The sequence below is a fragment of the Pseudoscardovia suis genome (assembly GCF_002797875.1).
GTDB classification, from domain to species: domain Bacteria; phylum Actinomycetota; class Actinomycetes; order Actinomycetales; family Bifidobacteriaceae; genus Pseudoscardovia; species Pseudoscardovia suis.
Genome location: NZ_PGFC01000004.1, coordinates 85,060 through 98,475, shown reverse-complemented (window position 1 = coordinate 98,475; position 13,416 = coordinate 85,060). Strand labels below are relative to the sequence as shown.

Annotated in this window: 9 protein-coding genes, 1 tRNA gene and 1 pseudogene; 1 reads left to right on the top strand and 10 read right to left on the bottom strand. The window is 61.0% G+C overall.

Translation table 11 applies throughout. The annotated features are described in order from the left end of the window. Positions 1–60 precede the first annotated feature (60 nt). The 8 genes and pseudogenes from folB to CLV65_RS05845 form a co-directional block, all read right to left on the bottom strand. Positions 61–1,167, bottom strand: a complete 1,107-nt coding sequence (gene folB / locus CLV65_RS05880; protein ID WP_094691439.1) for a dihydroneopterin aldolase — start codon at positions 1,165–1,167, stop codon at positions 61–63. Between the two features lie 117 nt (positions 1,168–1,284). Further along, positions 1,285–2,133, bottom strand: coding sequence for a dihydropteroate synthase (gene folP, locus CLV65_RS05875; RefSeq protein WP_094691474.1), 849 nt, complete (start codon positions 2,131–2,133; stop codon positions 1,285–1,287). A 441-nt stretch (positions 2,134–2,574) separates the two neighbouring features. Then, positions 2,575–3,243, bottom strand: a complete 669-nt coding sequence (gene folE, locus CLV65_RS05870) for a GTP cyclohydrolase I FolE (RefSeq protein ID WP_420848401.1) — start codon at positions 3,241–3,243, stop codon at positions 2,575–2,577. 179 nt (positions 3,244–3,422) lie between these two features. Then, positions 3,423–5,669 (bottom strand): ATP-dependent zinc metalloprotease FtsH, encoded by a 2,247-nt coding sequence (gene ftsH, locus CLV65_RS05865; RefSeq protein ID WP_094691438.1) that lies wholly within the window; start codon positions 5,667–5,669, stop codon positions 3,423–3,425. Next, on the bottom strand, positions 5,666–6,232 hold the full coding sequence (gene hpt / locus CLV65_RS05860) for a hypoxanthine phosphoribosyltransferase (protein WP_094691437.1): 567 nt from the start codon (positions 6,230–6,232) through the stop codon (positions 5,666–5,668). The genes ftsH and hpt overlap by 4 nt, the downstream gene beginning before the upstream one ends. A 145-nt stretch (positions 6,233–6,377) precedes the next feature. Continuing rightward, entirely contained in the window at positions 6,378–7,832 is a 1,455-nt protein-coding gene (locus tag CLV65_RS05855; protein ID WP_094691436.1) for a D-alanyl-D-alanine carboxypeptidase/D-alanyl-D-alanine-endopeptidase, read from the bottom strand. A 212-nt stretch (positions 7,833–8,044) separates the two neighbouring features. Beyond that, a pseudogene (locus CLV65_RS05850) lies at positions 8,045–9,265 on the bottom strand (glycosyltransferase family 2 protein); the annotation flags it as partial. A 1-nt stretch (position 9,266) separates the two neighbouring features. Continuing rightward, on the bottom strand, positions 9,267–11,012 hold the full coding sequence (locus tag CLV65_RS05845) for an AI-2E family transporter (RefSeq protein ID WP_211287610.1): 1,746 nt from the start codon (positions 11,010–11,012) through the stop codon (positions 9,267–9,269). Positions 11,013–11,058: 46 nt separating this feature from the next. On the opposite strand from CLV65_RS05845, the gene CLV65_RS05840 reads away from it, so the two are divergent. Beyond that, positions 11,059–12,063 carry a glycosyltransferase family 2 protein gene (locus CLV65_RS05840; RefSeq protein ID WP_094691472.1) on the top strand — a complete coding sequence of 335 codons (1,005 nt, stop codon included), beginning with the start codon at positions 11,059–11,061 and terminating at the stop codon, positions 12,061–12,063. Here CLV65_RS05840 and CLV65_RS05835 read toward each other — a convergent pair. Further along, positions 12,048–12,983, bottom strand: a complete 936-nt coding sequence (locus tag CLV65_RS05835) for a serine hydrolase (RefSeq protein WP_094691433.1) — start codon at positions 12,981–12,983, stop codon at positions 12,048–12,050. The genes CLV65_RS05840 and CLV65_RS05835 overlap by 16 nt on opposite strands. 282 nt (positions 12,984–13,265) lie before the next feature. After that, a tRNA-Glu gene (locus CLV65_RS05830) sits at positions 13,266–13,337 on the bottom strand. Positions 13,338–13,416 lie beyond the last annotated feature (79 nt).

The window sequence follows — 13,416 nt, the reverse complement described above, 5'->3', positions numbered from 1 at the left end:
GTGTAGGCTTTCCGCCGTGTTGGGTTCGGACAGCTCCAGCCACGTCACGCAGGGTATGTCTTAATTCATAGCCTGACCGGCTGAGAGAATCCATGAATCAGACACCTTCTCGATTGCAGCACGGTCAGGAGCCTTCGCAAGCAGGTCGCGCGCGGCACCGCCATGCTCGCCAGCGATGCGGGCGTCGGGATCCAGGTCAAGCCATGGGGCGAGCACGAAAGCGCGCTGCCAAGCCCGAGGATGAGGCAGCGTGAGCTCAGGGTCAGCGCTCACGCGCGCATCGAAGTCGATGATGTCGAGGTCAAGGGGGCGTGAACCCCAGTGAACCTCTCGGGAACGTCCGTGGGCGGTTTCCACCAGCTGCAACGAGCTGAGCAGCGTATGCGCATCCAGCGTCGTGTCCAGCTGTATGACCGCGTTGAGAAAGTCCGGCGTGCCGGGCTCCATGCCCCACGGCGTGGTGCGATACAGCGGTGAAATGCCAGTGACCTGTGTGCCTGGGAATCCGTCGATGGCGACGATGGCGCTGCGCATCGTTGACGCCACGTCTCCCAGATTGCCCCCCATGGCGATGACCGCATGGTGGGTGCGCGGAGCGCCTGTGGTGTCGGATGACCGCCCGGCGGCGGAAGCGGCAGAAGCAATGGAAGCAGCGGAAGCGACAGTGGGTTGCACAACTCCCCTGCTGTCTCCGCCGTCGCCACCGTCACTGTCATCGTTACCGTCATCGTCATCTCTGCCGTCGTTCCCGAGCAGCGACGCCCCGGTCTTCAAACCAGCACCGGTGGCGTCGCCCGCTTCGGTCTGCTCACGCGTGACGGTGACCGACACATCCGCGAATGGCACGGGAATCGGCGCCTTGGGCTTGTGCACGGTGACGCGCACCCGCCGCACACGATACGACAGCAAAACGGAATCGGCGATCTTCTGCGCCAGACGTTCGATGAGGTCGCAATGCTCGCCGTGGATCACCGAAATAATGCGCTCGGCGATTTGCGAATAGCTCACCGTGTCGGCAAGGTCGTCGCTACGGCACGCGTCATGCATGTCGACCCACATCACGGCATCGACCACGAACGGCTGCAGCTCGTGGTGTTCCGACTCCAGCACTCCGTGCGTGCCGTCGGCCTGCACGCCGGTGAGGGTGATGACGTCCAACTGTGCCATGAGATTCTCCTTGCTGATCTGCCGATTCCGTTGTTCTTGCTTGTTGCCTTGTGTCTCTAAGTCGCTTGCTGCTGCACGCCGCTGTCTGTTGCTTCCATGCAGCCGCTCGCCCGAATCCTATCGGGTCAAGTCAGCCGCCGCGCGCCACGCGCTTCCCATGCGCACGGCGGCGACGGAACGACGCACGTCGTGCACACGCACCGCCCATGCGCCATGCTCAGCGCACAAGGCGGAGAGCGCCGCCGTCGCATTGTCGAGGTCGGTCTGATGCCCCGCATCGTCCGCTGCCGCACGCCATGGCAGGTCCTGGAGCAAAGCGTTGATGAAACGCTTGCGCGACTGGCCGATGAGCACCGGGCAGCCCAGCGCCTTGATCTGGTCGAGACCGGCGAGCAGCGGCATGTTGTGCTCCGGCTTGGGCTTGGAGAATCCTAGGCCGGGGTCGGTGATGATGCGCGAGGCATCCACGCCTTGACTCACCAAAGAATCAAGCTGCCGGCGCATTTCGGCAGTCACGTCGGCAAGCGCACCATGCTCGTAATGGGAGGTGTCTTGGTCCGGCGTGCCGGAATGCGATCCGGCGAGCCAGCCGCGCCAATGCTGCATGATGTACAGGCAGTCATGGTCACGCACGACGCGCGCCATGTCGGGGTCGAGCTGGCCTCCTGACACGTCGTTGATGATCTGCGCGCCGGCTTCGAGAGCCGCCTGCGCCACGCTGGCGCGCGTGGTGTCGATGGAGAGTATGGCTCCATGAGGCAGCAACGCCTTGACTGCGCCAAGCACGCGCTGTTTCTCGGTGTCTTCGTCGACGCGTTGTGCACCGGGGCGGGTGGACTCGGCACCGATGTCGATGATGTCGGCTCCGTCCGCCATCATGTCGGCGCCATGCTGCGCCGCCTTCTGCGGGTTGAGCCAGAGACCGCCGTCAGAGAATGAATCGGCGGTGATGTTGAGCACGCCCATCACCAGCGTGCGTTTCGTGTCATGCAATGCCTGCAGGCTGGTGAATCGCGGCTGCTTGGTGGAGCCACCGAATTCAGTGGGCTGCGCGGATTGTGCGGGTTGCACAGGTTGCGCGGCAGCAGCTGCATTGGAGGCAGCGGCGGCATTATTGTCCGCGGCTGTGCTAACGGTCTGGTTTTCAGTTGATGCGATATGTGTCATCGCTTGGCTTCCCCTCAATTGTGTTCCTGAGTTTGTGTTCCGGGGTTTGTGCACAGCCATCGCAGGAATCAGCGATCATCCAGCCAACGTCCGGCGACGCTCGCCTTCAGACACCGATGGACTGCCAGGTCGGCAGCCACCGACAACAGGTTCCGACGGTTGCCGTGCACAGCAGCGGCGCTGTGTAAAAGTGCACAGCAGCCGCAGGGGATTCCATGGACCCTTGCAAATCCCTATGGATTACTCCCTGCAGATCAGCTGCATCGCTTCGGCACGCGTCGCTGCGTTCTTCATAATGCCACGCACGGCGGAAGTCGTGGTGCGCGCCTGCGATTTCTTGATGCCGCGCATCGACATGCACAGATGCTCGCAATCGATCACGACGAGGCACCCGCGCGCATCCAGTTCTTCCATGAGCGCGTCGGCGATCTGCTTGGTGAGGCGTTCCTGCACCTGCGGGCGGCGCGCATACACCTCCACGAGGCGGGCGAGCTTCGACAGCCCCACGACCATGCCGTTACTGGGGATGTAGGCGATGTGCGCCACGCCGAGGAACGGCATGAGGTGATGCTCGCACACCGAATACAGCTCGATGTTGCGCACCAGCACCATTTCATCGGTGTCGGTCTTGAAACGACGGCTCAATGGCTCCTTCGGCGACTGATACAGCCCGCCGAACAATTCCTTGCCCGCGCGCGCAATGCGGTCAGGCGTATCGAGCAAGCCTTCGCGGTTGGGGTCCTCCCCGATCGCCACGAGGAAGTCGCGCACAGCCTTGCGCACGCCCTCTTCGTCGTAATGCCTTCTGCCATCCGGGCTTACCAATTCGCTTCCTACAGAAGTTCGCGCGCCCTGCGTCTGCTGGGTGGGTGTGGGGAAGTCATTGTCGTCAATATCCATGCGGTCCATACACTGCCTTTCGCTGCAATCCACGCTAACCATACAGCAAACCGTGCAAATCATCGTTGCCATACGGGGCGCCTCCGCGCATAGCAAAGCCCGGCGAGTTTTTCACCCACCGGGCTCTGTTACACGCGATCACCGTGTCTGGCGCACCGTGGCGCACCAACGCTGCAACGGCTCAGCGATCATGCGGCGGAACCGTTGGCACCGTCACCTTCCGCGCCGGTGCTTCCGGTTGCTGATTCAGATGCGGAAGCACCGGGAGCGGCCTCCCCGGCTGCGGCAGGTGCGGCAGGTGCAGCAGGCGCAGCATCCGCGTCTGTGCCTTCCGCCTCGGCCTCGGAGGAGCTGCGCAGGCTCTTGATCAGCGACTCGGGAATCGGCACCGGCGGCCTGTCGGACAGCGTGCGATTCGCGTTCGACAGCCACACGGGGCGCTCATCGGCCTTCTTCACATTGGCGAAGATGGCGGCGAGCTCCTTCTCGTTGAGGGTTTCCTTCACGAGCAGCTGGCGCACGAGCTCATCGAGGATGTCGCGATTCTCGTTGATGATCGTCCACGCCTCGGTGTGGGCGTTCTCCAGCAAGTCGTGAATCTCATGGTCGATTTCATCCATCGTCGCTTCGGAGAACTTGCGCGGCGCAAGGCCATCGATGCCGTCGTCCTGACGCGCCTCGCCCCACTTGACGGAGCCGAGCTTCGTCGAGAAGCCATCTTCAAGCACCATCTGGCGGGCGATGTCGGTCGCCTTCTCGATGTCGTTGGATGCACCGGTCGTCGGATCGTGGAACACGATTTCCTCAGCGGTGCGTCCACCCATCGCGTAGGCGAGCTGGTCAAGCAGCTGGTTGCGCGTCTCGGAGTACCGGTCGGAGGTCGGCATGACCGCCGTGTAGCCCAGTGCCCTGCCTCGCGGCAGAATCGTGACCTTGGTGACCGGGTCGGTGTGGCGCAAGGCGGCGGCGACCAACGCGTGACCGCCCTCATGGTATGCGGTGTTGCGCAGTTCCTCTGCAGCCATGCCGGTGGAACGGCGGCGCGGACCGCTCATCACACGGTCGATGGCTTCGTCGATGGCGCGGTTGTCGATCAGCTGTGCGTTGGAACGCGCTGTGAGAAGCGCCGCTTCGTTGAGCACGTTGGCGAGGTCTGCGCCCGTGAAACCAGGGGTTCGCACGGCGACCTGATGCAGGTCCACGTCCGGCACAAACGGCTTGCCCTTGGCGTGTACCTTCAAAATCGCCTCACGTCCGGCAAGGTCAGGCGCCTCCACTGCGACCTGGCGGTCGAATCGACCGGGGCGCAGCAAGGCGGGATCGAGCACATCGGGGCGGTTCGTGGCGGCGATCACGATGAGGCTCGTGTCGTTCTCGAAACCATCCATCTCAACGAGCAGCTGGTTGAGGGTCTGCTCGCGCTCGTCCACGCCACCATTGGCGCTGTTGCCACGGCGGCGGCCCACTGCATCGATCTCATCGATGAAGATGATGGCCGGGGCGTTCTTCTTCGCCTCGTCGAACAGATCACGCACGCGGGAAGCGCCGAGGCCCACGAACATCTCCACGAAGTCCGAGCCAGCCATCGAATAGAACGGCACGCCTGCCTCGCCTGCGATTGCACGCGCCAGCAGCGTCTTACCGGTTCCCGGAGGGCCATACAGCAGCACGCCGCGCGGGATGCGAGCGCCGATCTTCTGGTATTTCGTCGGATCTTTGAGAAAGTCCTTGATTTCTTCGACTTCCTGCACTGCCGCGTCTTCGCCGGCCACGTCCTTGAAGCGGGTCTTGGGCGTGTCGCCCTCGCCCAGCTTGCGGGAATTCGCCTTGCCACCGAACAGTGCGCCTCCGGCGCCGCCTTGCATACGGCCGAGCAGCCACCAGAATGCAAAGAAGATGATGACGAACGGTATGAGCGTCGTGATCAGGTATTCGACGACGCTGTTGCCGGACGAAATCTTGGACGTGTAGCCGTCCTTGAGGTTTGCGTTCTCCACATCGTTAACCACTTCCTCGCCTTGGGCGAAGACGTAGTAGAACTGCACGCTCTTGCCATAGTTGTGGTTCTGGCCGTTGCGGTCGGTCTTCTGGAAGTCGTCCTGCAGGTCAAGCGTCACCAGATAGCGACTGCCGTCAATCTGCGCATAGGTGGCCTTGCCGTCCTTGAGCAGCTGCAAGCCGTCCTTGGTGTCGATCAGCTTCGGTCCGCCCATGCTGGAGGCTTGGAAGCCCACGATGATGAGCACGATGACCGCGATGACCCACACCCACGGGTTGCGCCACCATGGCGTCTTGCCCTTGCGGTTGCCGTTTTTGCCGGAATCCTTGCCATTGTTGTCGTCATTGTCCAGATCGGAGAACGGGTCGAAACCGTTGGGTTTCTTACCGCCGCCGTTCTGGTTGCCGGGTGTTCCCGGTCCGGAAGGATACGTCATGCGTGTGTCTCCTTGCTGTAAACCGAAGGCTTGAGTACCGCGATTGAATCGAGATTCCTGTATTTCTCCGCATAATCAAGTCCGAAACCTACCACGAACTCATCGGGAATAACAATACCTTTGTATGTGGGTACGATGTCGATCTTGTGACGCGCCGGCTTGTCGAGCAGCGCGAACACCTTGACCGATGCGGCGCCGCGGCGCTTGAGCTCGTCGACAAGCCATGCGAGCGTGATGCCCGAGTCGATGATGTCTTCGACGATGAGCACATCGCGCCCGCGCACGTCGGTGGACAGATCCTGGCGGACGGTCACCGTGCCGCTGGATGTTGTGCCCGAACCATAGCTGGAAAGGCTCATGTAATCCATCTGCACATTGATGCTCAGCGCTTCGGCGAAATGCACCATGGTGGTCGCGGCTCCCTTGAGCACGCCCACCAGCAGCAGGTCACGGCCTGCGTAATCCTTCGAAACCTGCGCCGCCACGCGGTTAATCGTTTCGTCAATCTGCGAGCGCGGCACCAGCTCGCGTTCGATGTCATCCGCAACATCAGAAATTTTCATACTGCCCATCATCTCACACACGGTTGCTCGGAAACTGGGCGTTGCCTGAAAATCATCCTTAATTCGCTCAGAGCACAGCATTTGCCGGCAGGTCGCGGCGACGCCATGCCGCCTTGGCATCACAACATGGCATCACAACATGGCATCACAACATGGCGAGCCCGCTGGCGAACACATCATTGGCGGCACCGGCCGCGGACCAATCCCCCATGTCCACGCACACGATGGCGAAGAACACAACGCCGCCGTCCTTGGTGACGATGGTGCCGCACAGGGAACGCACATTGTCCTGCGTGCCGGTTTTCGTCATCATCGACCCATAGATCGAATGGTCATACGGCGCATGAGGCCTATCGACGCCAGCCAGCAGCTCGCCTTCCATCACCGGCGCGGAATCCTCCTGCTGCAGCAGCACAAGGTGGCGTTGCACGTCAGCGAGGGTTGTTGCGGATATGCGCGTGCCAAGGGTGAGGCCGGAGCAATCCCTGAGCGACAACCCGTCGGTCTTGATGCCGGCATCCTGCACGATTTGCGTCACTGCCTTCACTGCGCCTTCCGGAGAGTTCTCGGCACCGGTTTTGATGGCGACGAGACGCCCAAATTCCTCGGCCAGCGTGTTCGAGGAATTCTTCAGCATGAATCTCATGACTTCCCACAGCGGGGCGGATTGCACGCTGGCGATCATCGTGGCATCGCCTGTGGTCTGGACGGATGCCGGCGCGTCGGCGTTGGAGACCGTCACTCCGGCGGCAGCAAGCTGCGACGCGAATTCCGTCGCCACGTTGAGCGCCGGGGTGTCGGTTTTCGTCGGGTAATTCATGATGTGGTCGGGGTCGGGGTTGGTGACGCCGCCCCACTGACGGTCCATGTCGATCGCCATGGAGGATGCCGGCATTTCGTAAATGTAGTCCTCGTCCGTCTGCTCGATGCCGTCGGGCAGACGCTTGCTGCCGAAGAGCGAATCATCGTATTCAAGCGTCACCGAGGTGATGCCCTGCGCCGCGAGCGCAGTCACGGTGCGTTGCACGAGCGTGGCGATGCCAGCGCGGCCGTTGATGTGCGAGGCGTCGTTGGCGCCGGTGCCAAGCAGCACGTCGCCGTTGCCTTTGAGCACGATCGTCGCCGCACCCTTGGCGTCCGCCGCACCGGTCACATACACCTGCGTGTCGAGGGTGGAATACAGGTCAAGAGCGGAGGCTGCCGCGAACGCGGTGAGGGTTTTCGTGGTGGAGGCGGGCTCGCGCGCAGTGTCCGGCTCATGCCCGGCGATGACATTGCCCTGGGCGTCCATGACCGCTATCGAATACGTGGTGCCCACACCCGCCGACTGCGCATAGGCGTCGAGCAAAGGCTGCACCGCGGCGGCGTCAATGCTCGTGGACGTGTCGACGTCCGGGGCGAGCAGCTGCACGTTCTGCCGTGCAACGCGCACGGTCACATCAGCGCGTTCATCACCGCCGGTGCGCGCATAACGGTGGATCGCCGTGAAGCAACCGAACACCAATGCCGTGGCGACGGCGGAGGCGACGATGCGCACCGCTGCCGATGACGGAGCATGCGTCTTGCCTGCGGTGCCGTGATTCCTGTGCCATGCGCTCATCGAGCGTCCTCCTTGATGGCGGCAATCGCCGCTGCCTTTGCTGATTCCTTGGACGCAGAGCCGTGCGCTGCACTGTCTGCCGCGGCGGCGTCTTCCGCCGCACTGCCTTCTGTGTCGGAATCTTGCACAACCTTGCCTTCCACAATCTTGCCTTCCACAGCGCCGGCATTGACCGTTCCGTCGAATTCCTCGTGCAGCTGCTCCTGCGAGGCACCCTGATGCTGTATTGGCTTCCACTGCGAACGCGAGAAAATCGCGGCGAACGAAATGGGGATGTAGCTGAGCATATACACCGGGAAACTCAGGCAATACGCCACGAGCTCGCGGTTCGTCGCGCCGATCTTGTCGCGTTCGAGAATCGAGGTGAGCGCAGCGAGCGCCATAAGCCCCAGCACGCTCGCCACCAGCGTCACGACCCAGAAACGCAAGGCGCCGAGCTGGCTGGCGGCCGAGACGAAGCCGAACGCCACGAACAGCGCACCCAGCACCACGCGCGCCAACGACAGCACGGTGAGCGGACAGATCATGAGCGACAGGTCCACCGCGGAGAAATCACGTTCGCGAATCGCGTACTTGATGAGCGCGGAACCATAGTAACGGAACACCTGCAGGAATCCCTTGCTCCAACGCACCCGCTGGCGCCACGACTGCGCGAACGTCACCGGCTGCTCGTCATACAGCATGGCCTTGCCGCAGTAACCGATCTTGTCGCCATGCATGATCGTATCCATCGTGAACTCAAGGTCCTCGGTCAGCAGGTGGAACTTCCAACCGCCGTTGCGTTCCATGATTTTGCGCGAGAACAGGAAGCCGGTGCCTCCCACGTGGCAGCTGGTGCCGAAGACGTGGCGCGAACTGTTGAGGAACCTGGATTCACGCACGAACCACAGGGCGGAGCCGGAGGACACCCAGTTGTCGGAGAAGTTCACGGAATTGCGATAGCTCGTCAGCGCGTCGAACCCTGCGTGGAACGCCTTGTTCATCTCCGCCACGTAATGCTTGTCGAGCAAATTGTCGGCGTCGAACACGATGTAGGCGTCGTATTCCTTGGCGGCGCCGCTGCGCTGGATGTTGTCGAGCAGATAGGTGAGCGCATAGCCTTTGCCCACCTGCTGCTTGTTGAAACGCTCAACCACATGGCATCCCATGCGGCGGCACACCTCGGCGGTGTCATCGTCGCAATTGTCCGCCACGACCCAGATGTCGATGAGTTCGCTCGGATACGTTTGGTGCTGGATGCACGTGATGAGGTTTCCGATGACCTTGGATTCGTTGCGCGCCGAGATGAGCACGCAGTAGTGTTTGTCGGCCGGTGCGTCGGGATAGTCAACGGTCTTGGCGAAGAATCCGGTGACGATGCACACCACTTGGTAGGCGATCCCCAAGAACCCGATGATTCCCATGAGGATGTCGATGAATGTAAGCAATCCCATGTCAGCGCCATTCCTTTCGAGCGCTATGGCCGCCAGCGTTATGACTCTTGCGGGGCTTGGCGGGAGCAGGCCGGTCGTCACTCGAACGATGGGCGGTCTGCCCGGCTTGCGACGCCTGCGGATCCCGTTCCGTCTGCGCAGTCTGCGTGCGGAACTTGGATTTTTCGGGAGCCGGACCCTGCTCATTGCGCTTGCGCAACGCTTCGGTCACATTCGTGGAACTGGTGACGCCGATCTCGGAATCATCGTCATCCGCATCCTCGTCAAAGAAGCCAGCGCCCGGCTCGTGGGAATCCGACGCCTCGGGGTGCTCCCCTGCCTGCGCGGCACCCTGCCTCATCGTCTGCGTCACCACATTCTGCGGAATCGCCACGGTTTCGGAATCATCCTGCTCGTCGCTGGTGAGCGGCGACGGAATGTCGATGCCCAGCTCGTCCTGGATGAGCTTGTTGTATTGGTCCTCCACCGTCACACGATTCGTGCTGCCACGCACAGCGCGAGGCAGCTTGTCGGCCATCGGCTTGATAACACGCTCGCTGAAGCTTTCGGCGCCTTGCACCATCGCCGACTTCTTGACTGGCCTCGTATCATCAAGCAACGGGGAGTCAATCAGCTCGTACTGCTTCGTATACATCTTGAACAGCACCTGGAGGGACGCCCACACCGGCAGCGCGAGGAACGCACCGAGCGCTCCGAACAGGTAGCTGAACAGCACCACCACGAGGAACGCGACAGCGGGGTTGATGTCCATCGTGCGCTGCGAAATCTTCGGCGACAGCAGCAGGTTTTCGAACTGCTGGTAGATGCAGATGTACACGACGACGATGATCGCGGCCTTGACGCTGTTCGTGGTCCAGATGGACAGCACCGGCAGCGCGCCGCCGATGTAAGTGCCGATCGTGGGCACGAATTGCGAGACAAGCCCACAGAAAAGCGACAGAGGCAGCCAATACGGCGACCCCATGAAAATCAAGAAGAACGACATGCACACGCTTGAGACGAGTGCCAGGATGATGCGCGAATACAGGAAGTTCGAAATCTGATCTTGCAGCACGGTCCATGTGATGAGGAAGCGTTTCTGCGAACGCGGCGACATATAGCGGCAGAACGACTTGCGCATCGCGGGACTGCACGCAGACATGTAGTACGTGACGAGCAGCACCGTGAACACGGCGAACAGCCCGCCGAAGAACGAGACCGCGTAGCCCCATGCCTGGCCGGCGTAATCAGCCATGTTGTGGGTCGAGAACCAATCCATGATCGCGTCGCCGACATGCTCCATGTCAGGCATCTGCGCATTGAAACGGGTCTTCGCCCACTCGGAAATCGTCTGATAGGTGGCAGGCAGCGAATTGATCATCTGCATCACCTGGTCGACGAACATCTTGCCGAATACCGACAGCAACGCGACCGTGGCGATGCACAGACCGGTGAGGGTTACGCCGGACGCTGCGCCACGCTTCCAGCCATGCCGCACGAGACGTTCGACAATCGGGTCCATCGCCAGCGCGATGAACAGCGAAATGACGATGATGAGCACCAGCGGCTGAATGTCGGACCAGCCGCGCCACAGCCAAATGCTGACGAACACCGCAATGGCAGTGTAGATGAGTGCCCTGCCGAACCACTCCGGCGGCTTGCGCGGATCGCCCTTCTCGGGAAACAGCGACGCAAGGTCTATCTGGGTGGTTTTTTCTGATTCGTCATCTGGGCGCATACGGCTCATTATGGCATCATGGTCAGTCATCGTCCGACAATAAATCCTGATATCAGCCGTCGGGTATTGTGAAGGTATGCTTTCAGTCTCATTGGTGATTCCGGCATGGAACGAAGCCGAACGCATCGAGGACTGCCTCACGTGCTGCGTGCGGCAGACGATGCCGGCGAAGGAAATCATCGTCGTCGACAACAAATCCACTGACAACACCCGGCAGATCGTGCAGAGCTTCATCGACACGCACCCCGAGGCGCACATCATCCTCATGGAGCAGGATGCCGAGCAAGGGCTCATCCCCACGCGCAACTACGGCCTGGACCACGCCACCGGCGACGTGCTCGGCCGTTTCGACGCCGATTGCATGCTCAAGCCTGATTGGGTGGAGGTCGTTTCTGGCGTGTTCACCGAGGATCCCGATGCGATGGGCTGCACGGGACCGGTGGCGTATTACGACATGCCGGCGAGGCACTTCGGGCTGAAGGGCGACAACAAGATTCGCAAGCATATCTACCGTGCCGACGGCGACCATCCGCTGCTTTTCGGCTCGAACATGGCGGTGCGCGCCACGGCATGGAAGCGCATCCGCACCGAGGTGTGCCGCGACAAGGCGGACGTGATGCACGAAGACATCGACGTGTCGCTGCATCTGATTGGCGACGGTCTGAAAACCGTGTATTGCCCGCGCATGATCGCCGCGATGAGCGCGCGCCGCATCGATTCGTCGCTGCCGAGCTTCCTGGCTTACATGGACCGCTTCAAAAACACGTTCAACGCGCATCCGCGCCACTGGAGGTTCCACAAGCCGGAGGTCACGTTCCGCGCCCTCTACCCGATGCTGCACCTGTTTTACCCGCAGTATCAGCTGTTTTTGAAGATGAAGGATGTGGATCCCGCCGAGCGCATGTGGCTGGACGAACAGATGAAGCTGATGGATTCCGAAGAAGACAATGACGCCCCGTGGGTGCCTGTGCAGCAGCATGACGCTGCTGGCGCTAACGCTGGCAGCGGCGCAGATGCTGTCGGCACGAGAACCTCCAGCGCCGACATAGCAGCCGGCGCCGACGCTCACAACGCCGCGTAAATCGTGGCCGCCGCTTGGGCGATTGCACTCCACGACGATTCATTGGTCATGATGACCATTGTGTAATCGCCCTTGTCGGTGTAGATAATGGCTGCGTCATGCAGCAGGTCGTCGAGGAAGCCGACCTTGTCTGCCACAGTCCCGGAGTCACCGATACCCGTGGGGATGCCGCTGCGATAAATCTGCGACTCCATGCAATCAATCAGGAACGCACGGGAATCGGCATCCATGAACGTCCCGTCATACAAGCGCGTCAGGTAATCGGTCAAATCCGACGGTGTGGTGAGCATATTGGCGTGGGCAATCTGCGTGTTGCTGAATCCGGCTTGCGCCACCTGCTGGTTGATGGCCGAAAAGCCGTATTTTTCCAGCCACGCCGTCGGGCATTCGTTGTCAGATTGAATAATCATGTCGGAGAAGCATGACTTGAGCGTGGTGCCGTTAAGGGGCGAGCTCCACGAGACAGTTCCCTGCTCGACCATGGAAATCATGGAATACGCTATGTAAAGCTTGTATGTGCTCGCGGATGTGTATTGCTGGTCGGCACCGATGGCGACCTTCGTGACGCCCGTCGCAAGATTCGTGACCTTCACGGAATACTCAGCGCCTGCGAAAATGGAATCCAGCGAAGGCTGCACTTGCGCAGTGATGTCCGCGTCAGGCGTAGCAGTGGGATCGGCTGCGGCCTGATCGTCGGCCGCGTCACTGCCGGACGCATCATCCGGTGCAACGGAATCCGCGGATTGCACCGCGTCTTCGGTTTCTGCCGCGGCGCTGTCCGCAGCACCATGCGAAGCGGACAATGCTGTTTCCACGCCCCACGTGAGCGATGCCGCAAAAACAAACAGCAAGCACAGTGCCACGAAGCGGCGGCGCTTGTACTTGCGGTCAGGCAAGAAGCGGTACCCGTGTTTTGCCATGCGACGTCCTTTCCAAGTCTGACGATGACTGTAGGCATCACAACTGAGGGATTGAACCAAATAACCTTATTGAATTCTGGGAGCTGGTCGATTCCAGCATGACGGTGCTGCGGCATCAACGCTGTGACATCAGCACCGCGGCATCAGCACCGCGGCATGACGACATCGACGCGCTCTGAATCTTGGCCTGTGAAACGCAATCTCCGTTCGGTGATTAACCAGGCTGAAGATTCAAACGAAAAAAGGAACCCCAGGCGCAAACCTGGGATTCCATCTACTTCGTACCCCCTGAGAGAGTCGAACTCTCGTTGTCAGATTGAAAGTCTGGTGTCCTAACCGTTAGACGAAGGGGGCGCACTTGGGTTAGTATACGCAAACCATGCGATTGTGGCAAATCCGCCTCAAAAACAAGGAAATGCCACGCCTGTACGGC